General features: G+C 59.8%; 22 protein-coding genes. 17 read left to right on the forward strand and 5 right to left on the reverse strand.

Annotation, left to right across the window (positions count from 1 at the left end; translation table 11 throughout):
* The first annotated feature begins 16 nt into the window (after positions 1–16).
* The 3 genes from secA (at position 17) to J1G37_RS06735 (ending at position 5,059) form a co-directional block, all read left to right on the forward strand.
* A complete protein-coding gene (gene secA / locus J1G37_RS06725) occupies positions 17–2,752 on the forward strand; it encodes a preprotein translocase subunit SecA (protein ID WP_207040630.1) in 2,736 nt (911 codons plus the stop codon).
* Positions 2,753–2,876: 124 nt separating this feature from the next.
* The gene (gene argJ / locus J1G37_RS06730) at positions 2,877–4,094 is read left to right on the forward strand and encodes a bifunctional glutamate N-acetyltransferase/amino-acid acetyltransferase ArgJ (protein WP_207040631.1); all 1,218 of its coding nucleotides are present in this window, start codon (positions 2,877–2,879) and stop codon (positions 4,092–4,094) included.
* Positions 4,095–4,114: 20 nt separating this feature from the next.
* A complete protein-coding gene (locus J1G37_RS06735) occupies positions 4,115–5,059 on the forward strand; it encodes a Nudix family hydrolase (protein WP_124524955.1) in 945 nt (314 codons plus the stop codon).
* Between the two features lie 117 nt (positions 5,060–5,176).
* Here J1G37_RS06735 and J1G37_RS06740 read toward each other — a convergent pair whose 3' ends face one another.
* From J1G37_RS06740 to J1G37_RS06750, 3 genes are read right to left on the reverse strand one after another with little or no spacing between them, the layout of a single operon-like run.
* A complete protein-coding gene (locus tag J1G37_RS06740; protein WP_207040632.1) occupies positions 5,177–5,755 on the reverse strand; it encodes a cob(I)yrinic acid a,c-diamide adenosyltransferase in 579 nt (192 codons plus the stop codon).
* 2 nt (positions 5,756–5,757) lie between these two features.
* Positions 5,758–7,794, reverse strand: coding sequence for an ATP-binding protein (locus J1G37_RS06745; protein WP_207040633.1), 2,037 nt, complete (start codon positions 7,792–7,794; stop codon positions 5,758–5,760).
* 46 nt (positions 7,795–7,840) lie between these two features.
* Positions 7,841–8,758, reverse strand: coding sequence for a putative 2-dehydropantoate 2-reductase (locus J1G37_RS06750; RefSeq protein WP_207040634.1), 918 nt, complete (start codon positions 8,756–8,758; stop codon positions 7,841–7,843).
* Positions 8,759–8,881: 123 nt separating this feature from the next.
* Between J1G37_RS06750 and J1G37_RS06755 the strand changes: the two genes are divergently transcribed.
* Both J1G37_RS06755 and J1G37_RS06760 read left to right on the forward strand, forming a co-directional pair.
* The gene (locus tag J1G37_RS06755) at positions 8,882–9,367 is read left to right on the forward strand and encodes a YajQ family cyclic di-GMP-binding protein (RefSeq protein ID WP_003209785.1); all 486 of its coding nucleotides are present in this window, start codon (positions 8,882–8,884) and stop codon (positions 9,365–9,367) included.
* Positions 9,368–9,505: 138 nt separating this feature from the next.
* Positions 9,506–10,348 (forward strand): mechanosensitive ion channel family protein, encoded by an 843-nt coding sequence (locus J1G37_RS06760; RefSeq protein ID WP_017738035.1) that lies wholly within the window; start codon positions 9,506–9,508, stop codon positions 10,346–10,348.
* Positions 10,349–10,538: 190 nt separating this feature from the next.
* On the opposite strand, the gene J1G37_RS06765 is transcribed toward J1G37_RS06760, so the two are convergent.
* Entirely contained in the window at positions 10,539–11,834 is a 1,296-nt protein-coding gene (locus tag J1G37_RS06765) for an OprD family porin (protein WP_207040635.1), read from the reverse strand.
* Between the two features lie 732 nt (positions 11,835–12,566).
* Between J1G37_RS06765 and J1G37_RS06770 the strand changes: the two genes are divergently transcribed.
* Positions 12,567–12,992, forward strand: coding sequence for an HIT domain-containing protein (locus tag J1G37_RS06770; protein ID WP_124524950.1), 426 nt, complete (start codon positions 12,567–12,569; stop codon positions 12,990–12,992).
* A 3-nt stretch (positions 12,993–12,995) separates the two neighbouring features.
* Complete coding sequence (locus tag J1G37_RS06775) at positions 12,996–13,202, forward strand: SlyX family protein (RefSeq protein WP_016975456.1); 207 nt, start codon at positions 12,996–12,998, stop codon at positions 13,200–13,202.
* 82 nt (positions 13,203–13,284) lie between these two features.
* On the opposite strand, the gene J1G37_RS29125 is transcribed toward J1G37_RS06775, so the two are convergent.
* Positions 13,285–13,887 (reverse strand): cold-shock protein, encoded by a 603-nt coding sequence (locus tag J1G37_RS29125; protein ID WP_005790922.1) that lies wholly within the window; start codon positions 13,885–13,887, stop codon positions 13,285–13,287.
* Between the two features lie 417 nt (positions 13,888–14,304).
* Here J1G37_RS29125 and J1G37_RS06785 point away from each other — a divergent pair, with 417 nt between their 5' ends.
* The 10 genes from J1G37_RS06785 (at position 14,305) to tolQ (ending at position 22,157) form a co-directional block, all read left to right on the forward strand.
* Positions 14,305–14,778, forward strand: a complete 474-nt coding sequence (locus J1G37_RS06785) for a Dps family protein (RefSeq protein WP_207040636.1) — start codon at positions 14,305–14,307, stop codon at positions 14,776–14,778.
* A 181-nt stretch (positions 14,779–14,959) separates the two neighbouring features.
* A complete protein-coding gene (locus J1G37_RS06790) occupies positions 14,960–15,301 on the forward strand; it encodes a ribbon-helix-helix domain-containing protein (protein ID WP_207040637.1) in 342 nt (113 codons plus the stop codon).
* Between the two features lie 159 nt (positions 15,302–15,460).
* A complete protein-coding gene (locus J1G37_RS06795; protein ID WP_207040638.1) occupies positions 15,461–15,682 on the forward strand; it encodes a zinc ribbon domain-containing protein in 222 nt (73 codons plus the stop codon).
* Between the two features lie 108 nt (positions 15,683–15,790).
* Positions 15,791–17,566: an aspartate--tRNA ligase gene (gene aspS / locus J1G37_RS06800; RefSeq protein ID WP_017738029.1), complete on the forward strand. Its 1,776-nt coding sequence runs from the start codon at positions 15,791–15,793 to the stop codon at positions 17,564–17,566.
* Between the two features lie 133 nt (positions 17,567–17,699).
* The gene (locus J1G37_RS06805) at positions 17,700–18,446 is read left to right on the forward strand and encodes a YebC/PmpR family DNA-binding transcriptional regulator (protein ID WP_207040639.1); all 747 of its coding nucleotides are present in this window, start codon (positions 17,700–17,702) and stop codon (positions 18,444–18,446) included.
* 154 nt (positions 18,447–18,600) lie between these two features.
* Positions 18,601–19,125, forward strand: coding sequence for a crossover junction endodeoxyribonuclease RuvC (gene ruvC, locus J1G37_RS06810; RefSeq protein ID WP_065908840.1), 525 nt, complete (start codon positions 18,601–18,603; stop codon positions 19,123–19,125).
* A 68-nt stretch (positions 19,126–19,193) separates the two neighbouring features.
* The gene (gene ruvA / locus J1G37_RS06815; protein WP_003193868.1) at positions 19,194–19,805 is read left to right on the forward strand and encodes a Holliday junction branch migration protein RuvA; all 612 of its coding nucleotides are present in this window, start codon (positions 19,194–19,196) and stop codon (positions 19,803–19,805) included.
* Positions 19,806–20,864 carry a Holliday junction branch migration DNA helicase RuvB gene (gene ruvB / locus J1G37_RS06820; protein WP_015885611.1) on the forward strand — a complete coding sequence of 353 codons (1,059 nt, stop codon included), beginning with the start codon at positions 19,806–19,808 and terminating at the stop codon, positions 20,862–20,864.
* 140 nt (positions 20,865–21,004) lie between these two features.
* The gene (gene ybgC / locus J1G37_RS06825; RefSeq protein ID WP_049711751.1) at positions 21,005–21,460 is read left to right on the forward strand and encodes a tol-pal system-associated acyl-CoA thioesterase; all 456 of its coding nucleotides are present in this window, start codon (positions 21,005–21,007) and stop codon (positions 21,458–21,460) included.
* Between the two features lies 1 nt (position 21,461).
* Entirely contained in the window at positions 21,462–22,157 is a 696-nt protein-coding gene (tolQ, locus tag J1G37_RS06830; RefSeq protein ID WP_015885609.1) for a protein TolQ, read from the forward strand.
* Positions 22,158–22,159 lie beyond the last annotated feature (2 nt).

A 22,159-nucleotide genomic window follows, 5' to 3' on the forward strand; every position in this document is an offset into this window, starting at 1 on the left:
GGAAGAACCTGCCGATATGTTTGCGCCTTTGTTAAAGAAACTTTTTGGAAGCAAGAATGAGCGCGAAGTCAAACGCATGCTCAAGACGGTGCAGCTGGTCAATGGCTTCGAAGAGCAGATGGTTGCCCTTTCGGACGACCAATTGCGCGCCAAGACCGAAGAGTTCAAGGCCCGCATAGCCAAAGGTGAAACCCTCGACAAGCTGCTTCCCGAAGCCTTTGCGGTCGCCCGTGAAGCCGGTAAGCGTGTCATGGGCATGCGCCACTTCGACGTCCAGTTGATCGGCGGCATGACCTTGCATGAAGGCATGATTGCCGAAATGCGTACCGGTGAAGGCAAGACCCTGGTGGCAACCCTGGGCGTTTACCTCAACGCACTGTCCGGCAAGGGCGTGCACGTTGTGACGGTGAACGACTACCTGGCCCGCCGGGACGCCAACTGGATGCGCCCGCTGTATGAATTCCTCGGCCTGACCGTCGGTGTCGTATTGCCGTTCCAGCCGCCGGAAGAGAAGCGCGCTGCCTACGCTTGCGACATCACCTACGGTACCAACAACGAATTCGGTTTCGACTACCTGCGCGACAACATGGCGTTCAGCATGGATGAAAAATTCCAGCGCGAACTCAACTTTGCCGTGATCGACGAAGTCGACTCCATCCTGATCGACGAAGCCCGTACGCCGCTGATCATCTCCGGCCAGGCCGAAGACAGCTCGCGCCTGTACACCGAGATCAACAAGTTGATCCCGCGCCTGGAGCAGCACATCGAGGAAGTGGAAGGCGTGGTGACCAAAGAAGGTCACTTCTCCATCGACGAGAAGACCCGCCAGGTCGAACTCAATGAAGCCGGTCACCAGTTCGTCGAAGAGATGCTGACCCAGATCGGCGAGCTGGCCGAAGGTGAAAGCCTGTACTCGGCGCACAACCTGGGCCTGCTGACCCACGTGTATGCTGGCCTGCGCGCCCACAAGCTGTTCCACCGCAACGTTGAATACATCGTGCAGGACGGCCAGGTTGTGCTGGTTGACGAACACACCGGCCGTACCATGCCCGGTCGTCGTCTGTCCGAAGGCCTGCACCAGGCCATCGAAGCCAAGGAACACCTCAACATCCAGGCTGAAAGCCAGACGTTGGCGTCCACCACCTTCCAGAACTACTTCCGCCTGTACAACAAGCTGTCCGGCATGACCGGTACGGCCGATACCGAAGCGTTCGAGTTCCACCAGATCTACGGTCTGTCGGTGATGGTTATCCCGCCGAACAAGCCGCTGGCCCGTAAAGACTTCAACGACCTGGTGTTCCTGACGGCCGAGGAGAAATACGCGGCCATCATCAACGACATCAAGGACGGCATGGCCCAGGGTCGTCCGATCCTGGTGGGTACCGCCACCATCGAAACTTCCGAGCATGTATCGAACCTGCTCAACAAGGAAGGCATCGAGCACAAGGTCCTCAACGCCAAGTTCCACGAAAAAGAAGCCGAGATCATCGCCCAGGCCGGTCGCCCAGGCGCACTGACCATCGCTACCAACATGGCCGGTCGTGGTACCGACATCCTGTTGGGCGGCAACTGGGAAGTGGAAGTCGCGGCGCTGGAAAACCCGAGCCCTGAGCAGATCGCCCAGATCAAGGCTGACTGGCAGAAGCGCCACCAGGCCGTGCTGGAGTCCGGTGGTTTGCAGGTGATCGCTTCCGAACGTCACGAATCGCGCCGTATCGACAACCAGCTGCGTGGTCGTGCCGGTCGTCAGGGTGACGCCGGTTCCAGCCGCTTCTACCTGTCGCTGGAAGACAGCCTGATGCGCATCTTCGCCTCGGACCGCGTGAAGAACTTCATGAAGGCCCTGGGCATGCAGTCCGGTGAAGCGATCGAGCACCGCATGGTGACCAACGCCATCGAGAAGGCGCAGCGCAAGGTTGAAGGGCGCAACTTCGATATCCGTAAGCAACTGCTGGAGTTCGATGACGTCAACAACGAACAGCGTAAAGTGATTTATCACATGCGTAACACGTTGCTGGCCGCCGACAACATTGGCGAGACCATCGCTGATTTCCGTCAGGACGTACTCAACGCCACCGTCAGCGCACACATTCCGCCACAATCCCTGCCTGAGCAGTGGGATGTCGCCGGTCTGGAAGCCGCGTTGAAGAGCGATTTCGGTGTGGACTTGCCGGTTCAGCAGTGGCTGGACGAAGACGACCACCTGTACGAAGAAACCCTGCGCGAAAAACTGATGGCCGAACTGCTGGCCGCGTACAACGAGAAAGAAGAGCAAGCGAGTGCCGAAGCACTGCGCACCTTCGAGAAGCAAATCGTACTGCGCGTGCTGGACGACCTGTGGAAAGACCACCTGTCGACCATGGACCACCTGCGTCACGGCATCCACCTGCGTGGCTACGCCCAGAAGAACCCGAAGCAGGAGTACAAGCGCGAGTCGTTCACGCTGTTCTCCGAACTGCTGGATTCGATCAAGCGCGATTCGATCCGCGTGCTGTCCCACGTTCAGGTGCGTCGCGAAGACCCGATCGAGGAAGAGGCGCGCCTGCGCCAGGAAGCCGAGGCACTGGCTGCGCGCATGCAGTTCCAGCACGACGAAGCGCCGGGCCTGGAAGCCCCTGAAGTATTGGGCGAAGAGGTCGATGTGGCCTTGGCTCAGACGCCAGTGCGCAATGACCAGAAGCTGGGCCGTAACGAACTGTGCTACTGCGGTTCGGGCAAGAAGTTCAAACACTGCCACGGCCAGATCGAATAAGATTTCCGCCTGACGCTGCAACACCCCGCGCCGCGACCGGCCTTTGCCGTCGCGGCGTTTTGCCATTAATTTCACCGTCGCTTACGACGGCACACACATCATCTGATTTTTAAGGAGCGCATTCATGGCTGTTGGTCTTGGTCCTTTGCCCACTTTGCACCCGGTTGCCGGTTTTGAACTCGGTATCGCTTCGGCCGGCATCAAGCGTCCAGGGCGTAAAGATGTGGTGGTGATGCGCTGTGCCGAAGGCTCGACGGTCGCGGGCGTGTTCACCCTCAACGCATTCTGCGCAGCGCCGGTGATCCTGGCCAAGCAACGCGTGGCTGGCACGATTCGCTACCTGCTGACCAACACCGGCAATGCCAACGCCGGCACTGGCGAACCAGGCCTTGTGGCGGCTGCGCGTACCTGCGCCAAGCTGGCCGAGTTGACCGGCGTCGATGCCAGCCAAGTGCTGCCGTACTCCACCGGTGTGATCGGCGAGCCGCTGCCCGTCGAGAAGATCGAAGGCGCCCTGCAAGCCGCGCTGGATGACCTGTCGGTGGACAACTGGGCGGCCGCTGCCACCGGCATCATGACCACCGACACCCTGCCCAAAGGCGCGAGCCGCCAGTTCGTGCACGATGGCGTGACCGTTACCGTGACCGGCATCAGCAAAGGCGCGGGCATGATTCGCCCGAACATGGCCACCATGCTCGGCTACATCGCCACCGACGCCAAGGTTTCCCGCGAGGTGTTGCACAGCCTGATCCTCGATGGTGCCAACAAGTCGTTCAACCGCATCACCATCGATGGCGACACCTCGACCAACGACTGCTGCATGCTGATCGCCACCGGGCAGGCCAACCTGCCGGAAATCACCGAGGCCAACGGCCCGTTGTTCGCGGCGTTGAAGCAGGCCGTATTCGAAGTGTGCATGGACGTGGCCCAGGCCATCGTGCGCGACGGCGAAGGCGCCACCAAGTTTGTCACCGTTGAAGTCAACGGCGGCGGCAACCACCAGGAATGCCTGGATGTGGGCTACACCGTGGCCCACTCGCCGCTGATCAAGACCGCGCTGTTTGCTTCCGACCCGAACTGGGGCCGCATCCTGGCCGCCGTTGGCCGTGCCGGCGTGCCGGACCTGGACGTGAGCAAGATCGACGTGTTCCTCGGTGACGTGTGCATCGCCAGCCGTGGCGCCCGTGCCGAAACCTACACCGAAGCCCAGGGCTCGGCGGTGATGCAGCAGGAAGAAATCACCATTCGCATCGAGTTGGGTCGCGGCGATTGCAGCGAAACCATCTGGACCACTGACCTGTCCCACGAGTACGTGAAGATCAACGCGGAATACCGTACCTGATCGCCAAGAGGATAAGCGCGGTGAAACGAGTGCATGTAGCAGCAGCGGTGATCCGTGGTGTCGACGGCAGGATTCTGCTGGCGCGCCGCGCCGACACCCAACATCAGGGCGGCCTCTGGGAGTTTCCCGGGGGCAAGGTGGAGGCCGGTGAATCGGTCGCCACCGCGCTGTCCCGCGAGTTGCAAGAAGAATTGGGCATCCAGGTCACCACGGCGCGGCCGCTGATCAAGGTGCAGCATGACTACCCGGACAAACAGGTGTTGCTGGATGTCTGGGAAGTGTCGGCGTTTACCGGTGAGCCTCACGGTGCCGAAGGGCAGCCGCTGGAATGGGTCGCCCCTCGGGACCTGCCTAACTACGAATTCCCGGCGGCCAATGCACCGATTGTGGCGGCGGCGCGTTTGCCGGCCGAATACCTGATCACCCCAGGCGAGCTGGAAACCCCGACGCTGTTGCGTGGCATCCAGAAAGCCATTGCTGGCGGGATCAAACTGGTTCAACTGCGTGCGCCTAACGGTTACGACCCGAAATACCGTGACTTGGCGGTGGACGCGGTTGGGCTGTGTGCCGGCAAGGCGCAGTTGATGCTCAAGGGGCCATTTGAATGGCTGGGGGATTTTCCTTCTGCCGGCTGGCACATGACCTCGGCGCAACTGCGCAAGTACGCGAGCAAAGGTCGACCGCTGCCGAAGGATCGCTGGTTGGCGGCGTCTTGCCACAACGCTGAAGAGCTGGCACTGGCCGAATTGATGGACGTGGACTTTGTCACGCTGTCGCCGGTGCAGCCGACCCAGACTCATCCTGACGCGCAGCCGTTGGGCTGGGAGCAGGCGGCGCAGTTGATCAGTGGGTTCAGCAAACCGGTGTTTCTGCTGGGTGGGGTTGGGCCGGCCGAGCGGGAACAGGCTTGGGAGGCTGGGGCTCAGGGTGTGGCGGGGATCCGGGCGTTCTGGCCTGAGGTTTGATGTAGCTTTGCCGGCCTCATCGCAGGCAAGCCAGCTCCCACATTTTGAAAGTATTCACAAATCCAATGTGGGAGCGGGCTTGCCCGCGATGAGGCCGGATCAGGCACTACAAAATCATCAGTGCGGTTTAGCCGCCGCCTGCCACAAAACCTCCGCAACACCCTGACGCTTAGCAATAATCCTTGCCGCCACAAACAACAAATCCGACAACCGATTGATATACGCCAACCCCACCCCTTCCAACGGCTCAATCGCATTCAACTGCTGGCACCGTCGCTCCGCACTGCGCGCCAGGCTGCGGCACACATGGGCCTGGGCGATCAATGCCGAGCCACCGGGCAGGATGAAGTTCTCCAGCGGCCCGACTTCCTCGTTCCATCGGTCAATCGCTGCTTCCAGCCGGTCCACTTCCGCCGCATTCAAGGCCTTGTACACCGGCATTGCCAGCTCGCCGCCGAGGTCAAACAGGCGATGTTGGCAAGGTGTCAGCACCTCGATGACATCCTTCAATTCGGGATGCTTGCCGCTCTGTTCTTCCAGATTGGCCAGCAACAACCCCAACTGGCTATTCAGCGTATCCACCTCGCCAATCGCCTCGACCCGAGGGTGGTCCTTGGGCACGCGGCGGCCGTCGCCAAGGCCGGTTTCGCCTTTGTCACCGGTGCGGGTGTAGATCTTCGACAGGCGAAAGCCCATGGTCATTGCTCCAGTTGAGTCAGTTCGTAAGGCGGCAGTTGGCTGCCGGCCAGGGGCAGGCGCAAGGTGAAGCAGGTGCCTTGGCCGAGGGTGGAGTGCACTTCCATCTGGCCCTTGTGGTTGTTGGTGATGATGAAATATGAAACCGATAGCCCAAGCCCGGTGCCCTGGCCGATTTCCTTGGTGGTGAAGAACGGCTCGAAGGTGCGCTTGCGCACGTTTTCACTCATGCCGATGCCGTTGTCTTCCACCTGGATTTCCGCCCACGGCGGGTTGAGGCGGGTGCGCAGGATGATGCGCCCCGGCTCGCGGTCGTCTTCACGCAGGTGGATGGCCTGGGCAGCGTTTTTCAGCAGGTTGAGCAGCACCTGTTCTAGTTCGTTGGCGGTGCCGGGCACCGGGCCCAGTTGCGGGTCGAACTGGCGCACGATGGCCTGGCCCTTGAAGTCGAAGCCGATGGTCAGGTCGAAATCATTGCCGGCGATTTCCACGGCTTGATCAATCAGCGCGGGCAAGTCGCACGGCGCCATCTGTCGATTGCTGCGGCGGCTGAAACTGAGCATGTGCGTCACGATTTTCGCCGCCCGCGCGCCGGCCTGCTGGATGCCGTCGAGCAGTTGCGGCACTTCGCGGCTGCGCAGGTAACGGTTGACGACGTCCAACTCGACGCCCACCTGCTCGGCGTGTTCAAGGTTCTTCGGCAGGTCGGGCGACAGGCGGCGGCGGATGTTCTGCACGTTATGCAGGATCGCCCCCAGCGGGTTGTTGATCTCGTGGGCCATGCCGGCGGCCAGGCCGCCGACGGAGAGCATTTTCTCCGACTGCACCATCATCTCTTCCAGGGACAGGCGCTGGGTGATGTCGTCGATGCGGATCACCACGCCACGCCCGGCGCCGCCCATCAGCGGGTAGAAGGTCAGGGCGTAATGCTTGGGCTCGTCGTCCTTGATCCACGTGACGCGCTCGATGCGCTCCACGGTGTGCTGTTCAACGGTGGCCTTGATCTGTGGCAGGTACGGTTTGAGCGGCTGGAAGGCGAGGAAGATCGGCTGGTTCAGCGCTTCATCCAGGCGTGTGCCGGAGAGGGCGCTGGCCTCCTGGTTCCACTGGGTGACGTAGAGTTGTTCGTCCAGGGCGATCAGGGCGGATGGCATGGAGTCGATGATGCTGTTGAGGTAGTTCTGGAAGCCGGTGAGCTTTTTCTCGATCTTGCTGCGCACCTGGACTTCGAGTTCCAGTTTGCGGTTGGTGTGGCGGGTTTCTTCGGCCAGGCCCTGGGCCTGGGCGTAGGCTTCCTGGGAATCATCGCGGGCGCGCTTGAGCTGCTGCTCGCGGGCTTCGATGCGCGACAGCATGGTGTTGAAGGCTTCGGCCAGGCTGCCGATTTCATCGTGGTTGCCACGGCCGGCGCGCAGGGCGTAGTTCTCTTCGCGGGTGACCTGGCGCGAGAGTTCTTCCAATTCGTGGATCGGCCGGGTGATCAGGCGTTTGATCTGCCGGGCGATGATCAGCCACAGCAGTACGCTGAAAATCAGGATGCCCAGACTGGCTGTCAAGGTCCCGGTATAAAACGCCACCGGCAGTTCACTGCTGGCCACCAGCAACAAGTGGCCGGACGGCTGGCCCGGGCGGGGCAGGGTGATGATTTGGTTACTGCGAAACTCGGTGACGCGCCAGGCTTCGATGTGCCGGTAGTGGTCGGGCAGGTGCAGGCGGTCGCCGTGTTGCATTTGCGCCAGGCGGTTGCCTTCGCCGTCATACAAGGCCGCTGCGCGCAGGGGCGAGTAGCTGGTCAGTTCATTGAGCAGGGCGTCGGCTTTGGCCGGGGATTCAAGGGCTTCGGCCGCCAGGGCTGGGTTGGACACCAATCGGCCAATGGCCTGGAGTGCCTGGGGGGCCATGCTTTCCTGGGAGATCCAGTAGGCGGCGCTGATAAAGGTGAGGTTGGCCACCAGCAGTACGGTGGTCAGCAGCACCAGCAGGGCGGCCAGCAGTTTCTGCCCTACCGGTAGATTTTCAAGACGCTGGCGCAGCGGCATCAGGGTTTTCCCAGGTGATAGACAGGCGGGCAGGGTAGCGCGTGGCTCAGTCTTGGGGCAATCCGCGTGCGCGTAACTGCTCGACCAAGCGTACTTGCAACTGCTGCAGGTGGGGCAGGTTCAATTGGTGACGGGCCGCCGCCTGGCAAGCATAGCCCAATAGATAGCTGATTTCGGTGCGCCGGGCGTTGGCCACGTCCTGATACATCGAGGAGTAATTGGCCGCGGTCGCCTCGATCACCCGTGTCACTTCGCTGTGCAGGTCTTGCGCGGCGGCGGGTTGGCCGCAGCATTCGAGCAGCTCGCTCAGCTCCGCGCAGAGGGTTGCGACTTCACATGCGTGGGCCTGCAAGCCGCCGTTGCGGCACTGGTAAAGCACCGTCAGTGGATTGATCGCACAGTTGAGTGCGAGTTTGCGCCACAGGCGGGTGAGGATGTCGGTACTCCAGTCGTGGGGGATCGCGGCTGCGTGCAGGTCTTCCAGCCACAGCGGCGGGGTGGGATGGCCGACGTCACCCAGCCAGGTGTAGCCGTGGCCGGCGAACACCACGCGCCAGTCGCCGTCGCGGAATGCGCCTTCGGTGCTGGAGGCAAAAATACTGCGGGCCAGGGGCAACTGCGCGGCCACCGCATCCTGGCTGCCGAGGCCGTTCTGCAGGAGGATCAATTCAGCGTCCGCTGCTAATCGGTGTTGCAGTTGTGCGACGGCACCTTGGGCGTCGTAGGCTTTGCACGCGACCAGTAGGCGATGGATTGGCTCCGGGCTGTCGGATGTTTCAGCAATCACCGGGTAGGTGTGTGCGATGCCGTGTTCCACCAGCGTCAGCCCTGGCCCTGCCTGATAGCTGGCCAGACGGGTTTTGTCGCGCAAGATCAACCTGACGGGCACGCCCGCGCGCGCCAACCGTGTAGCCCATAGGGTGCCAAGGCTGCCGGCGCCGAGAATATGCCAGGTGATCGACATCAGTTTTTGCTCCGTAGGGTCGCCCGCAGTGAACGAGGCGAAAGAACCGCTATAATGCCCCGGCATTTTAGCTCGGGCGCGCTCCATCTCTACTGAGCCCGCCCCTTATATTGGAGAAATGACATGCCTTCGTTCGACGTGGTATCCGAACTGGACAAACACGAAGTCACCAACGCCGTCGAGAACGCCGTCAAGGAACTGGACCGTCGCTATGACTTGAAAGGCAAGGGCAGCTTCGAATTCAAGGAAAAGGAACTGACCGTCAACCTGACCGCTGAAGCCGATTTCCAGCTGGAAGCGATGATCGAGATCCTCAAGCTGTCGCTGGTCAAGCGCAAGATCGACGCGCAGTGCCTTGAAATCAAGGACGCCTACGCCTCCGGCAAGCTGATGAAACAGGAAGCCGTCCTCAAGGAAGGCATCGACAAGGAGCTGGCGAAGAAAATCGTTGCTCACGTCAAGGACGCCAAGCTGAAAGTCCAGGCGGCCATCCAGGGTGAGCAGGTGCGTATCACCGGCAAGAAGCGTGATGATCTGCAAGAAGCAATTGCCGCCCTGCGCGCCAAGACCTTCGACATGCCGCTGCAGTTCAATAACTTCCGCGACTGATGGCCATTTGGGGAACCTGAGGGCGTTTTTGACGTCCCACGCCCCAGAACCTGCGCCTGCCATTGAGCCCTACGGGGCTCAATTGCGTTACTGGGTACTCAATTTAAAGCCGCACATCCGCTAGACAGGAGAATGTAGATGGATTTGAACGCTGAAGTGGATCAACTGATCAAGACGTCGCAGTCTTGGGTTCCGATGATCATGGAATATGGCAGCCGCGTATTCCTGGCCGTGCTGACCCTGGCCATCGGCTGGTGGCTGATCAATATCCTGACCCACCGGGTGGGGCGTTTACTGGCCCTGCGTAATGCGGACCTGGCGCTGCAACACTTCATCACCAACCTGGCCAACATCGCGCTGAAAGTGATGCTGATGGTCAACGTGGCCTCGATGATCGGCGTGGCGACCACCTCGTTCGTTGCTGCAATCGGCGCCGCGACCCTGGCCATTGGCCTGGCACTGCAAGGCAGCCTGGCGAACTTCGCCGGTGGCGTGCTGATTCTGTTGTTCCGCCCGTTCCGCATTGGTGACTGGATCGAAGCCCAGGGCACTTCCGGTACCGTCGACAGCATCCAGATCTTCCACACCGTGCTGCGTACAGGCGACAACAAGACGGTGATCATCCCGAACGGCAGCCTGTCCAACGGCATCATCACCAACACCAACCGTCAGCCGACCCGCAAGGTGGTGTTTGACGTGGGTGTGGACTATGACGCCGACCTGCAGAAAGCCCGTGAGGTGCTGCTGGAGTTGGCGAAAGACCCGCGTGTACTGGCTGACCCTGCTGCGGTGGCCGTGGTGTCGACCTTGGGCGACAGCTCCATCACAGTTTCCCTGCGTTGCTGGACCAAGACGGCGGATTATTGGGATGTGGTGTTCATGTTGAATGAACTTGCACGCGACCGTTTGAAAGCGGCGGGGATTGATATCCCGTTTCCGCAGCGGGTTATTCGCGTGATGCAGGAAACGGCGGCGAAGTAATAAGGTGCTGCAGTGTTTAACCTGGTCGATAGGTCAGGTTTAAACTTTTTGATGTGGCTCGTTAGTTAGCTTGCTAGTTATTTTTCTTCTGAAATAAAACTGCAATAAAAAAGCCGCTCCCTTGTACACAGGGGAGCGGCTTTTTATTTAAGGCCGAAGCCTTAAGTCATCGTTGTAATTGCGCGAGCAGTTACAGGATGTTCAGCGGGTAATTTGCGATCAGACGCAGCTCGTCGATGGACGACGAACCGTAGTAAACGCCATCCGACGAACGATAAGTCGCTTGACGAATACGCAGGCTCAGGTCTTTGGCTGGGCCGCTCTGGATCACGTATTTGGCTTCGATGTCGCGTTCCCACTCTTTGCCGTTCGAGGTGGTGGCGGTGTTGGCGCCGCTACCGGTGATGTAGGCCGCACCGAAGGTCAGGCCTGGAACACCGAAGGTGGCCATGTCGAGGTCGTAACGAGCCTTGAACGACTTCTCGCCTTCGGCGTTGAAGTCGGAACGGGCAACGGAGTTGGCCAGGAAGACTGTGCCGCCGCCATCGATACCGTAGCCGTAGTCGCCATCGCCGCTGACCTTCTGAGCGGCCAGGGTGAAGGTGTGCGCGCCGAGGGTGTAGGCACCCTGCAAGCTGAATGCACGGTTGTCGAGCTTGGTCACGTCGTCTTTGTAGGCGCGTTGCAGGCCTTCGCCGGAGCTCTTGGTGTCGTAGATGTTGAAGTCCACAGCCACCGACTGGTCATCGCCCAGGGCGTGAGTCCAGTTGACGTTGGCGTAGAGTTTGCGCCAGTAGTCTTCGACTTTGGAGTAGTAGAGGCTGGTGCTCAGCTCTGGAGTCCAGGAGTACACGCCGCCGAAGAAGTTGGCCTGCTTGATGCCGCGGCCGGTTTCAGGGAAGTCGAGGATACTGTCCTTGAAGGTCTGGGACTGCGCGACGCTGGAAGTGAAGTGGCCGGCTTCGAGCTTGAGGCCCTTGATCTCGGTGCTGGTCAACGAGATACCTTGTGGCAGTTCCGGCAGCAGACGGCTGTCGTCGGAAGCGAACACAGGTGCGGTGGTGTACTGGTCGCCGATTTTCAGGACGGTGTTGGACACGCGGAACTTGATGGCGCCGCCGCCTTTGGAATAGTCATCCTGGGCACGACCATCCGAGCCGTTCGGGAACAGGCCGGTACCGTTACGGCCCTTGCCGCTGTCCAGTTTCACGCCCAGCAGGCCGATCACGTCAACACCCACACCCACGGTGCCTTGGGTGAAGCCCGATTGGTACAGGCCGTTGAAGCCCAGGCCTGTCTCGTTGGTGTAGCTCTTACCGGAATCGTTGTTACGGAAGTCCCGACGGAAGTTCAACAAACGGGTGTTGATGCTGAATTTGCTGTCGTCAACAAAACCCTTGGAGTCGTCCTGGTCGGACGCCATTGCGAACTGCGAGGTGCCTGCTGCTACAGCCAGGGCGATCATGCTCCACTTCATCACGCGCATCGTGATTTGCTCCTTTGGTTTTTAGGAAGAGTACTGCCGTCCCACCTGTATTTTTGTCTGGGCGGCTCTTTCTTTTTGTGTCGGCGCAAAGGTATATCACGCTGACAATACTTGGCGATACTTGCCTATCTTTCCTTTCAGCTTCTTTACGAGGCTGTCGTAAATTGCTAGATCCATGTCGCAAATTCACAGTCCTTAATGTAACGGGACTGACAACTTCAATGCTGTTTTCAAACGTTTTTAAACGTTTGGATCCTTCCTCGGTATGCATTGAAACGCTGCTGTTTTTATCGCGTAACACCGACTTCCAAGTCGGTGTTGTTGCCGACGATATGAGTCTGAATGCAACAAGCGTGCACAAAGCGGTAACCGAATGTCATTTTTTCGTGAAAACTGTGATCGCCGTGTAAAAACCGCATAAGCACGGGGTTTTTACGCCGTTTGGTTTGGCCTTGACGCTGGGTCATTACCCCTGTGCATTCATCCGTAAACAGTGTCCCAAAGCAAAACGTTACCGGTTCACCCCATCAGTGGGTAATTGGCGGATCTCTATGAGGCACAAGTGAGTCATTTTGGTGCGCCTCGCTGAAGCCCGACTTAGCGTAGTCGAAATATCCGTCTGCATCGAAAAGGTGCAGGTCTTTTTGCCGGGCAGCGTCTTCGCCGTGAAGGCGGACGCATTCGAAGGTATGCTGGGCGCCTGAAACTGACTTGCCGAATGGAGTGCCCGCGGTGTTTGCCTTAGACCAACGCCTGCAACAAGACACGCTGGCCATTGGGGATTTCCCTCTGTGCCGCCTGCTGCTGTCCAATGACTCGAATTACCCCTGGTTCATCCTGGTGCCGCGCATCAACGCTATCAGTGAAGTGTTTCAACTGGATGTCGCCGACCAGCAGACTTTGTGGCAAGAGACGACAGCCCTCGCCCAAGTGCTGAACGAAGGTCTGGGCGCTGACAAGATGAACATCGGCGCGCTCGGTAACGTGGTCAGCCAGTTGCATGTGCATGTGATCGTGCGCAAGCGCGACGACGCCGCCTGGCCGGCACCGGTATGGGGCAAGCATCCCGCCCGGCCTTACACCGACGCGCAAGTGACGGCCATTCGCGCGCGCCTGCGTGAACTGCTGCCTGCCGACTTTATCTTTACCCAGGGCTGAATCATGGACTTGCAAGACCGCGTCAACGACCTGGAAAGCCGCCTGGCCTTTCAGGACGACACCATCGAAACCCTCAATGACATCCTGGTCACCCAGCAGCGGGCGGTCGAACGCCTGCAAATGCAGATGACCGCGCTGCTCAAGCGCCAGGAAGAAATGGGCGGCCAGTTCGAGACCTCCGAAGAAGAAGCGCCGCCGCCTCATTATTGATGCCGCTCTATCAATAGCCGGGCAATAAAAAACCGCGATCCAGTCAGCACTGGATCGCGGTTTTTTTGTTGCGAACGTTAAATCAGCGACGCGGCAGTGCCGCGATCACGTCTTCAGCTTGCAAGCCCTTGTCGCGGTTCATCACGGAGAACTCCACGCGCTGGCCTTCCACCAGGACGCGATGGCCTTCGCCACGGATGGCCCGGAAGTGGACGAAGATATCGTCGCCCGAATCGCGGGAAATAAAGCCGAAGCCTTTGGACGTGTTGAACCACTTGACGGTGCCGGTATCGCGGTTGGTCATGTCGTAGTTTTGCGACGCGGCCGCAGGCGACGAACGGTAGAAGCTGATCGCCAGGTGAAGAACGATAGCGACGACAGCAATCACCAGGCTGAGCAGGATGGCCGGGTGGCCACCGACTTCAGGCATGGGCGCCAGGAGGGTGAGGGTTTGCACGACGACGGTCAGTACCAGCAGCGCGCTGACCAGGTTTTGCAGTTGATGACGTGTGCCTTTGTTCCAGTAAGGGATCACCGGTGCCAGCGTCAGGTTAAGAAGGCCGAACAAGGCCAGGTACAGAGCGTCATGTTGTTGCAGGTAGGGCAGGCTTTCAGGCTGCAGGCTCGGGATAAAGGACAGCAGCAACGCTGCAACGCCCGTTAGCAGGTGGACGATTTTCAACATTTTGATTAACTCACGTTAAGACGGATCACAAGGAAGAGCTGACTGGCACGGTTCGCTTCTGAACAATGGGAGGCGTTGAGCACGTGCGCGGGTATCAGCCTATGTAACGTGCCGCAAACATTAACGGCAGCCACACGCCGCCTATTTAACAGCAAAGGCTGTGCCTACTCAAATCAAGCATTTCAGGGTGTTGCGACGGCGTTGGCATTTCTTCGGCAAAGGCTTGTTCTAGAGAGGTGTGGGCGTTTTTGAGCTTTTCCTGCAGGGTCGACAGCTTGCCCTGCGTCGGCCCGTACAGCGTAGAAGGGGCAATTTGCCGCATGTCCCGTTGGGGCCTCGGGCTGCACAAGGCCGACTCTCTTGCTAGAGTGGTCCTGCACCTGATCAATGAACGTTCGTCAATTGAAGGGGAAAAACATGGCAATCGATATTGGTATCAGTGAAGAAGACCGTAAATCCATCGTCGATGGGCTGTCACGTCTGCTGTCCGATACCTACGTACTGTATCTGAAGACCCACAACTTCCATTGGAACGTCACGGGCCCCATGTTTCGTACGCTGCACTTGATGTTTGAAGAGCAGTACAACGAACTGGCGCTGGCGGTGGACTCCATTGCCGAGCGTATCCGTGCCCTCGGTTTCCCGGCACCCGGCGCTTATTCGATCTATGCGCGCCTGTCTTCCATCAAGGAAGAGGAGGGCGTGCCCAGCGCCGATGAGATGATCAAGCAACTGGTGGCGGGCCAGGAGGCGGTTACCCGCACTGCGCGCGGTATCTTCCCACTGCTCGACAAGGTCAGTGATGAACCGACCGCCGACTTGCTGACCCAACGTATGCAGGTTCACGAAAAAACCGCGTGGATGCTGCGTTCCTTGCTCGAAAACCAGTAAATACGCACCCGCAGTGGCGCCGCCCTGGCGCCGCTTGCTTGTTTCCCTTCACTTCCTGGCGTTGTCCTACAACTATCAACTCCGCGTCTTCTGGCCGCTCCCGTCCTCCTGCTGTTTTATAGGCCCACTGTCCCATGGGACAAACCCATGGGCTGCTGTTTGGCAATGGAGTGTCAGGTGTATGTCACGCGGAGTGGGTAATGGAGTGATGGAGGCCGGTGGCTTCCATAAGATAAACGTTGATCCCTTTGCAAAGGGGTTCGACATGGGACTGGCCAGGCCCTTGTCCCGATCGGTCAGGCTCAATGGGTTTTCCACGTGCCTGCGGCTTGAGCAGATCTATTGGAACATCCTCACGGAAATCGCCAGGATCAATGCCTGTTCCGTCAGTGCGTTGCTGTCTTACGTCGATCGGGAAGTGCATTTGCGTTATGGGGGAGTGAAGAACTTCAGTGGCCTGGTCCGGGTCGTGTGTGTGGTTCATGCTTTAAAGGGCCATGTAGATCCACAGAACCACGGGTAAGCTTGCGGCCCGCTGCCCAGGCGGGCCGTGTCTCGGGCAGAAAGCCGGCTGCGCTGCCTTGATTTACCCTATATAATCCCGCGCTTTGCTGCGTGTGCCTGGTCTACTCTCCAATGGGCAGGCGTGGCGCAGTAATGATCTGATCGCCGAGACATCGCCATGCCCATGTACGACTATCAATGTGCTTCCTGTGGTCATCAGTTGGAAGCCATTCAGAAGATCAGCGCAGCACCGCTGGTCGATTGCCCCGCCTGCCACGCGCCGGAGCTCAAGAAGATGTTGTCCATGCCAGGCTTCCGCCTGAGTGGCAGCGGCTGGTACGAGACCGACTTCAAGACCGGCTCGAAGAAGAATCTGGCCGGCGGCGACAAAGCAGACTGAGTTGAACTCTACGCGCAGGCTCCTGCATTATCCGTCCCCTGGCTTAAATGTACGGTGACGAGGCAGGCCTCCACCGAATTTCGAATTACGAGAAGTGAAACCACTACCATGATGCGCAGCCACTATTGCGGCCAACTGAACGAGACCCTGGAAGGTCAGGAAATCACTCTTTGCGGATGGGTTCACCGTCGCCGCGACCACGGCGGGGTCATCTTCCTCGATATCCGTGATCGTGATGGTCTGGCCCAGGTGGTGTTCGACCCGGACCGCGCCGAAAGCTTCGCCGCCGCCGACCGCGTGCGCAGCGAATACGTCGTGAAGATCACCGGCAAGGTGCGCCTGCGTCCGGCCGGTGCCGTGAACAAGAACATGGCATCCGGCGGCATTGAAGTGCTGGGTTATGAACTGGAAGTGCTGAACGAGTCGGAAACCCCGCCGTTCCCACTCAACGAGTTCTCCGACGTGGGCGAAGAAACCCGCCTGCGCTACCGCTTCCTCGACCTGCGTCGCCCGGAAATGGCCGAGAAGCTGCGCCTGCGTTCGCGCATGACCACCAGCATCCGTCGCTTCCTCGACGAGAACGGCTTCCTCGACGTTGAAACGCCAATCCTGACCCGGGCCACCCCGGAAGGCGCGCGTGACTACCTGGTGCCGAGCCGTACCCACGCCGGTTCGTTCTTTGCCCTGCCGCAATCGCCGCAGCTGTTCAAGCAACTGCTGATGGTGGCCGGCTTCGACCGTTACTACCAGATCGCCAAGTGCTTCCGTGACGAAGACCTGCGCGCTGACCGCCAGCCGGAATTCACCCAGATCGACATCGAGACCAGCTTCCTCGATGAAAAAGAGATCATGGGCCTGACCGAGCAAATGATCCGCAACCTGTTCAAGGAAGTGCTGGACCTGGAATTCGGCGATTTCCCGCACATGACCTTCGAAGAAGCCATGCGCCGCTACGGTTCCGACAAGCCAGACCTGCGTAACCCGCTGGAACTGGTAGACGTTGCCGACCAGCTCAAGGCTGTCGACTTCAAGGTGTTCAGCGGCCCGGCCAACGACCCTAAATGCCGCATCGCTGCCCTGCGCGTGCCTGGCGGCGCGAGCATGCCGCGCAAGCAGATCGACGACTACACCAAGTTCGTCGGCATCTACGGTGCCAAGGGCCTGGCGTACATCAAGGTCAACGAGCGCGCCAATGGCGTTGACGGCCTGCAATCGCCGATCGTGAAAAACATCCCGCTGGACAACCTGAACGAGATCCTCGATCGCGTTGGCGCGGTTGACGGCGACATCGTGTTCTTCGGTGCCGACAAGGCCAAGATCGTCAGCGAGGCCCTGGGCGCGCTGCGGATCAAGCTGGGTCACGACCTGAACCTGCTGACCTGCGAATGGGCGCCGATGTGGGTCGTTGACTTCCCGATGTTCGAAGAGAACGACGACGGCAGCTTCAGCGCCTTGCACCACCCGTTCACCGCGCCGAAGTGCACGCCGGCCGAGCTGGAAGCCAACCCGGCTGGCGCTCTGTCCCGTGCCTACGACATGGTCTTGAACGGTACTGAGTTGGGTGGCGGTTCGATCCGTATCCATCGCAAGGAAATGCAACAGTCGGTCTTCCGCCTGCTGGGCATCAACGAAGCAGAACAGGAAGAGAAGTTCGGCTTCCTGCTCGACGCCCTGAAATACGGCGCGCCGCCCCACGGTGGCCTGGCCTTCGGCCTGGACCGTCTGGTGATGCTGATGACTGGCGCCCAGTCGATCCGTGAAGTGATCGCGTTCCCGAAAACCCAGAGTGCTGCGGACGTCATGACCCAGGCTCCAGGTGTGGTGGATGCCAAGGCGCTGCGCGAGTTGCATATCCGTCTGCGCGAGACGCCGAAGGCTGAGTAAGGCTGCGGCGTGAAAGCGCACTGAGTTCCACGCAGTCTAAAAAGGCGCATCTTCGGATGCGCCTTTGCGTTACATGAGGCAAATCCCGCCTGGCGGGGTTGATAAGGTTTCTACAGAATTTTGGAGTTGTGTTATGGCTGGCCATTCCAAGTGGGCGAACATCAAGCACCGCAAAGAGCGTCAGGATGCCAAGAAAGGCAAGATTTTCACCAAGTGGATCCGCGAGCTGACCGTCGCTGCCCGCCAGGGCGGTGGTGACCCGGGTTCCAACCCGCGCCTGCGCCTGGCGCTGGACAAGGCCCTCGGCGCCAACATGAGCCGCGACATCATCGACCGCGCCGTGGCCCGTGGTGCCGGCGCTGCCGATACCGACGACATGGTCGAACTGACCTACGAAGGCTACGGCCCGGGCGGCGTGGCGGTGATGGTCGAGTGCATGACCGACAACCGCAACCGTACCGCCGCGGCGGTGCGCCATGCGTTCAGCAAGTGCGGCGGTAACCTTGGCACTGACGGTTCGGTGGCTTATCTGTTCGAGCGCAAGGGGCAGATTTCCTTCGCTCCGGGTGTAGATGAAGACGCCCTGATCGAAGCCGCGATGGAGGCTGACGCTGACGACGTAGCGACCAACGAAGATGGTTCCATCGACGTGTTCACCTCGTTTGCGAGCTTCTATGCCGTGCGCAACGCCCTCGAAGCGGCGGGTTTCAAAGGCACCGACGCGGAAATCGTGATGCTGCCGACCACCAGTGCCGAACTGGACCTGGATGGCGCGCAGAAGGTGCTGAAGCTATTGGATATGCTCGAAGACCTGGATGATGTGCAGAACGTCTATTCCAATGCAGATATCCCGGAATCTGTAGCCGAGCAGCTTACCTGAGCACAATGAGGAACCTTGTGGGAGCTGGCTTGCCTGCGATGGCATCACCTCGGGTTGACAGAAACACCGAGGTGTCTGCATCGCAGGCAAGCCAGCTCCCACAGTTGTTCGATGTTGGCCGCAAGAATTGTGTTTTCCCCACTCTGCAGGCGTTATGACTTTAATCCTAGGTATCGACCCCGGTTCGCGCATCACCGGTTTTGGCGTGGTGCAACAAACCCCGCGCGGCTGCATCTACGTCGCCTCGGGCTGCATCCGTACCGGCGCCGGCGAGTTGGCTGAGCGCCTGCAGATTGTTTATCGCGGTGTGCGCGAGGTGATCCAGACCTACGGGCCGGTGACCATGGGCATCGAAAAGGTGTTCATGGCGAAAAACGCCGATTCGGCGCTGAAACTCGGCCAGGCCCGTGGCGCCGCCATCGTTGCCGGCGCTGAGGAAGGCATGGAAATCGCCGAATACACCGCGACGCAGGTCAAGCAGGCCGTGGTCGGCACCGGTGCAGCCAACAAGGAGCAGGTGCAGATGATGGTCATGCACATGCTCAAGCTCACCGCCAAGCCGCAGATCGACGCCTCCGACGCCCTGGCCATCGCCATTTGCCATGCGCACACCCGTTCCAGCCTGTTGCCTCACGGTCTGGGGACGGCACGCAGTCGTGGCGGGCGGCTGCGTCTCTGATAGCATCAGCGCAATCGTTTTTCCCGGTCTGGTCTTTGCCTGACCCTCAAGCTTTAAGGATTTGAACCGTGATTGGACGCTTGCGCGGCACCCTGGCTGAGAAACAGCCGCCGCACCTGATTCTGGATGTGAACGGGTTGGGGTATGAGCTGGAAGTGCCCATGACCACCCTGTATCGCCTGCCGTCGGTCGGCGAGCCGATTACGCTGCATACCCATCTGGTGGTGCGCGAAGACGCGCAATTGCTCTATGGTTTCATTGGCAAGCGCGACCGCGACTTCTTCCGCGAGTTGATTCGCCTCAATGGTGTCGGCCCGAAACTGGCGCTGGCGTTGATGTCGAGCCTGGAAGTGGATGAGCTGGTGCGTGCCGTCTCGGCCCAGGATACCTCGGCGCTGACCAAGGTGCCGGGTGTCGGCAAGAAGACTGCCGAGCGTCTGCTGGTGGAACTCAAGGACCGTTTCAAGGCCTGGGAAGTCGTACCGAGCATGTTTGCCCTGGTACCGAACCAGCCGGACATGCCAGCGGCCCAGGTCGCCAGCGCCGAGAGCGATGCGGTCAATGCGCTGATTTCCCTGGGCTACAAGCCGCAGGAAGCCAGCAAGGCCGTGTCGGCCATCAAGGACAAGAACCTGAGTGCCGAAGACATGATCCGCCGCGCCCTGAAGGGAATGATTTAAGTGATTGAAGCAGATCGTCTGATCGCGGCCACCGGCCCGCGCGACCGTGAAGAAGTGCAGGACCGCGCCATCCGCCCCCTGAGCCTGGCCGACTACATCGGCCAGCCCACCGTGCGCGAGCAGATGGAGTTGTTTATCCAGGCCGCGCGCGGGCGCAGTGAGTCGTTGGACCACACGTTGATCTTTGGCCCACCGGGCTTGGGCAAGACCACCCTGGCCAATATCATCGCCCAGGAAATGGGCGTGTCGATCAAGTCCACCTCCGGCCCGGTGCTGGAACGTCCGGGTGACCTGGCGGCACTGTTGACCAATCTTGAACCGCACGATGTGCTGTTTATCGATGAGATCCACCGGCTGTCGCCGATTGTCGAGGAAGTGCTGTACCCGGCCATGGAAGACTTCCAGCTCGACATTATGATCGGCGAAGGCCCGGCGGCGCGTTCGATCAAGCTCGACCTGCCACCCTTCACCCTGGTGGGCGCCACCACCCGCGCGGGCATGCTGACCAACCCGTTGCGAGACCGTTTCGGCATTGTTCAACGTCTAGAGTTCTATAGCACCGCAGACCTGGCGACTATCGTCAGCCGTTCGGCGGGCATTCTCGGCTTGCCGCTGGACCCGGAAGGCGCGTTTGAAATCGCCCGTCGTGCCCGTGGTACACCGCGAATCGCCAACCGTTTGCTGCGCCGCGTACGGGACTTTGCCGAAGTGCGTGCCAAGGGCCACATCACCAAGGCCGTGGCCGACCTGGCCTTGAACCTGCTGGATGTGGATGAACATGGCTTCGATCATCAGGATCGGCGTCTACTCTTGACCATGATCGAGAAGTTCGACGGCGGCCCAGTGGGCGTCGACAGCCTGGCGGCAGCCATCAGCGAAGAACGCCACACGATCGAGGATGTGCTGGAACCGTACCTGATCCAGCAGGGTTACATCATGCGTACCCCAAGGGGCCGGGTGGTGACGCGGCATGCCTACCTGCACTTTGGGTTAAACATTCCGTCACGATTGGGTGAGATGCCCGTGGTAGACGAATTCCTCGATGCAGTGGACGATTAAAAGCATTGCGCAAGTCGATTTATTCGACGTTTGTGCTGTCCTAGTGGCTGGTGGCGTCAGTCAGTCACTGGATAATGTTTCAGGGAATGAAAAAACAGTTGCCCAGCCGGATTGGCAACCTGAGGAGTAAGCACTAGAGTATGCGCGCGCAAAACGGGGATCAGTCGTTCGCACATCGCTGTCGCGTTTATTACGAGGACACCGATGCGGGCGGCATCGTGTATTACGTCAATTATCTCAAGTTCATGGAGCGGGCTCGAACCGAGCGGCTACGGGAGCTGGGCTTTGCCCAATCCGAGCTGGCAGGGGAGGACCTGTTGTTTGTCGTGCATTCCAGCGAGGCGCGCTATCACGCGCCGGCGCGGCTGGACGATGAACTGCTGGTCAGCGCTGAAGTAATCGAATTGAACCGTGTCAGCCTGCGCTTTAAACAGCAGGTCAGGCGGGCAACGGATGCAACGCTGCTCTGTGAGGGGCAGTTCCTGGTGGCTTGTGTGCGCACCAATAGTTTGAAACCCCGGGCCATTCCCGAAGCTCTACGTGCGGCCTTTGCCGGCGTAAGCGGCGCGGGTAAACAATCAAAGCAGGAGATTTAGCGTGGAACCTACCGTCGTCGACCATTCCTCCATGTGGAGCCTGGTCAGCAATGCCAGTGTCGTGGTTCAACTGGTAATGCTGACCCTGGTAGCCGCATCGGTTACCTCTTGGGTCATGATTTTTCAGCGCAGCAACCTGCTGCGTGCCGGTCGACGTGCCCTGGAGAGCTTTGAAGAGCGCTTCTGGTCGGGTATCGACCTGTCCAAGCTGTACCGCCAGGCGGGCAGCAACCCGGACCCGGATTCGGGCGTCGAGCAGATCTTTCGCGCCGGTTTCAAGGAATTCTCCCGTCTGCGCCAGCAGCCTGGTGTTGATCCGGAAGCTGTGATGGAAGGTGTGGCCCGTGCCATGCGCGTGGCCATCTCCCGCGAAGAAGAGAAGCTTGAGCAAAGCTTGCCGTTCCTCGCCACCGTCGGTTCCGTGAGCCCGTACATCGGCCTGTTCGGTACCGTGTGGGGGATCATGAACTCCTTCCGCGGCCTGGCCCAGGCCCAGCAAGCGACCCTGGCCACCGTGGCCCCGGGTATCGCCGAAGCCCTGATCGCCACCGCGATCGGCCTGTTCGCTGCTATCCCCGCAGTAATTGCCTACAACCGTTTTGCTGCCACCAGCGAAACCCTGATTGGTCGTTACTACACCTTCGCCGATGAATTCCAGGCGATCCTGCACCGTAAAGTGCACACCAGCGAAGAATAAGC

It is taken from the genome of Pseudomonas sp. Marseille-Q1929 (genome assembly GCF_017316265.1).
Classification (GTDB): Bacteria; Pseudomonadota; Gammaproteobacteria; order Pseudomonadales; family Pseudomonadaceae; genus Aquipseudomonas.

Excerpts from the sequence above, each read along its gene's own strand:
- J1G37_RS06765 (WP_207040635.1), bottom strand. The coding sequence starts at position 11,834 with ATGCGCGTGATGAAGTGGAGCATGATCGCCCTGGCTGTAGCAGCAGGC.
- J1G37_RS06775 (WP_016975456.1), top strand. The coding sequence starts at position 12,996 with ATGGACTTGCAAGACCGCGTCAACGACCTGGAAAGCCGCCTGGCCTTT.
- J1G37_RS06750 (WP_207040634.1), bottom strand. The coding sequence starts at position 8,758 with ATGTCGATCACCTGGCATATTCTCGGCGCCGGCAGCCTTGGCACCCTA.
- J1G37_RS06760 (WP_017738035.1), top strand. The coding sequence starts at position 9,506 with ATGGATTTGAACGCTGAAGTGGATCAACTGATCAAGACGTCGCAGTCT.
- J1G37_RS06790 (WP_207040637.1), top strand. The coding sequence starts at position 14,960 with ATGTCACGCGGAGTGGGTAATGGAGTGATGGAGGCCGGTGGCTTCCAT.
- secA (WP_207040630.1), top strand. The coding sequence starts at position 17 with ATGTTTGCGCCTTTGTTAAAGAAACTTTTTGGAAGCAAGAATGAGCGC.
- J1G37_RS06755 (WP_003209785.1), top strand. The coding sequence starts at position 8,882 with ATGCCTTCGTTCGACGTGGTATCCGAACTGGACAAACACGAAGTCACC.
- J1G37_RS06785 (WP_207040636.1), top strand. The coding sequence starts at position 14,305 with ATGGCAATCGATATTGGTATCAGTGAAGAAGACCGTAAATCCATCGTC.
- ybgC (WP_049711751.1), top strand. The coding sequence starts at position 21,005 with ATGCGCGCGCAAAACGGGGATCAGTCGTTCGCACATCGCTGTCGCGTT.
- J1G37_RS06740 (WP_207040632.1), bottom strand. The coding sequence starts at position 5,755 with ATGGGCTTTCGCCTGTCGAAGATCTACACCCGCACCGGTGACAAAGGC.
- J1G37_RS06745 (WP_207040633.1), bottom strand. The coding sequence starts at position 7,794 with ATGCCGCTGCGCCAGCGTCTTGAAAATCTACCGGTAGGGCAGAAACTG.
- ruvC (WP_065908840.1), top strand. The coding sequence starts at position 18,601 with ATGACTTTAATCCTAGGTATCGACCCCGGTTCGCGCATCACCGGTTTT.
- J1G37_RS06805 (WP_207040639.1), top strand. The coding sequence starts at position 17,700 with ATGGCTGGCCATTCCAAGTGGGCGAACATCAAGCACCGCAAAGAGCGT.
- J1G37_RS06795 (WP_207040638.1), top strand. The coding sequence starts at position 15,461 with ATGCCCATGTACGACTATCAATGTGCTTCCTGTGGTCATCAGTTGGAA.
- J1G37_RS29125 (WP_005790922.1), bottom strand. The coding sequence starts at position 13,887 with ATGTTGAAAATCGTCCACCTGCTAACGGGCGTTGCAGCGTTGCTGCTG.
- argJ (WP_207040631.1), top strand. The coding sequence starts at position 2,877 with ATGGCTGTTGGTCTTGGTCCTTTGCCCACTTTGCACCCGGTTGCCGGT.
- aspS (WP_017738029.1), top strand. The coding sequence starts at position 15,791 with ATGATGCGCAGCCACTATTGCGGCCAACTGAACGAGACCCTGGAAGGT.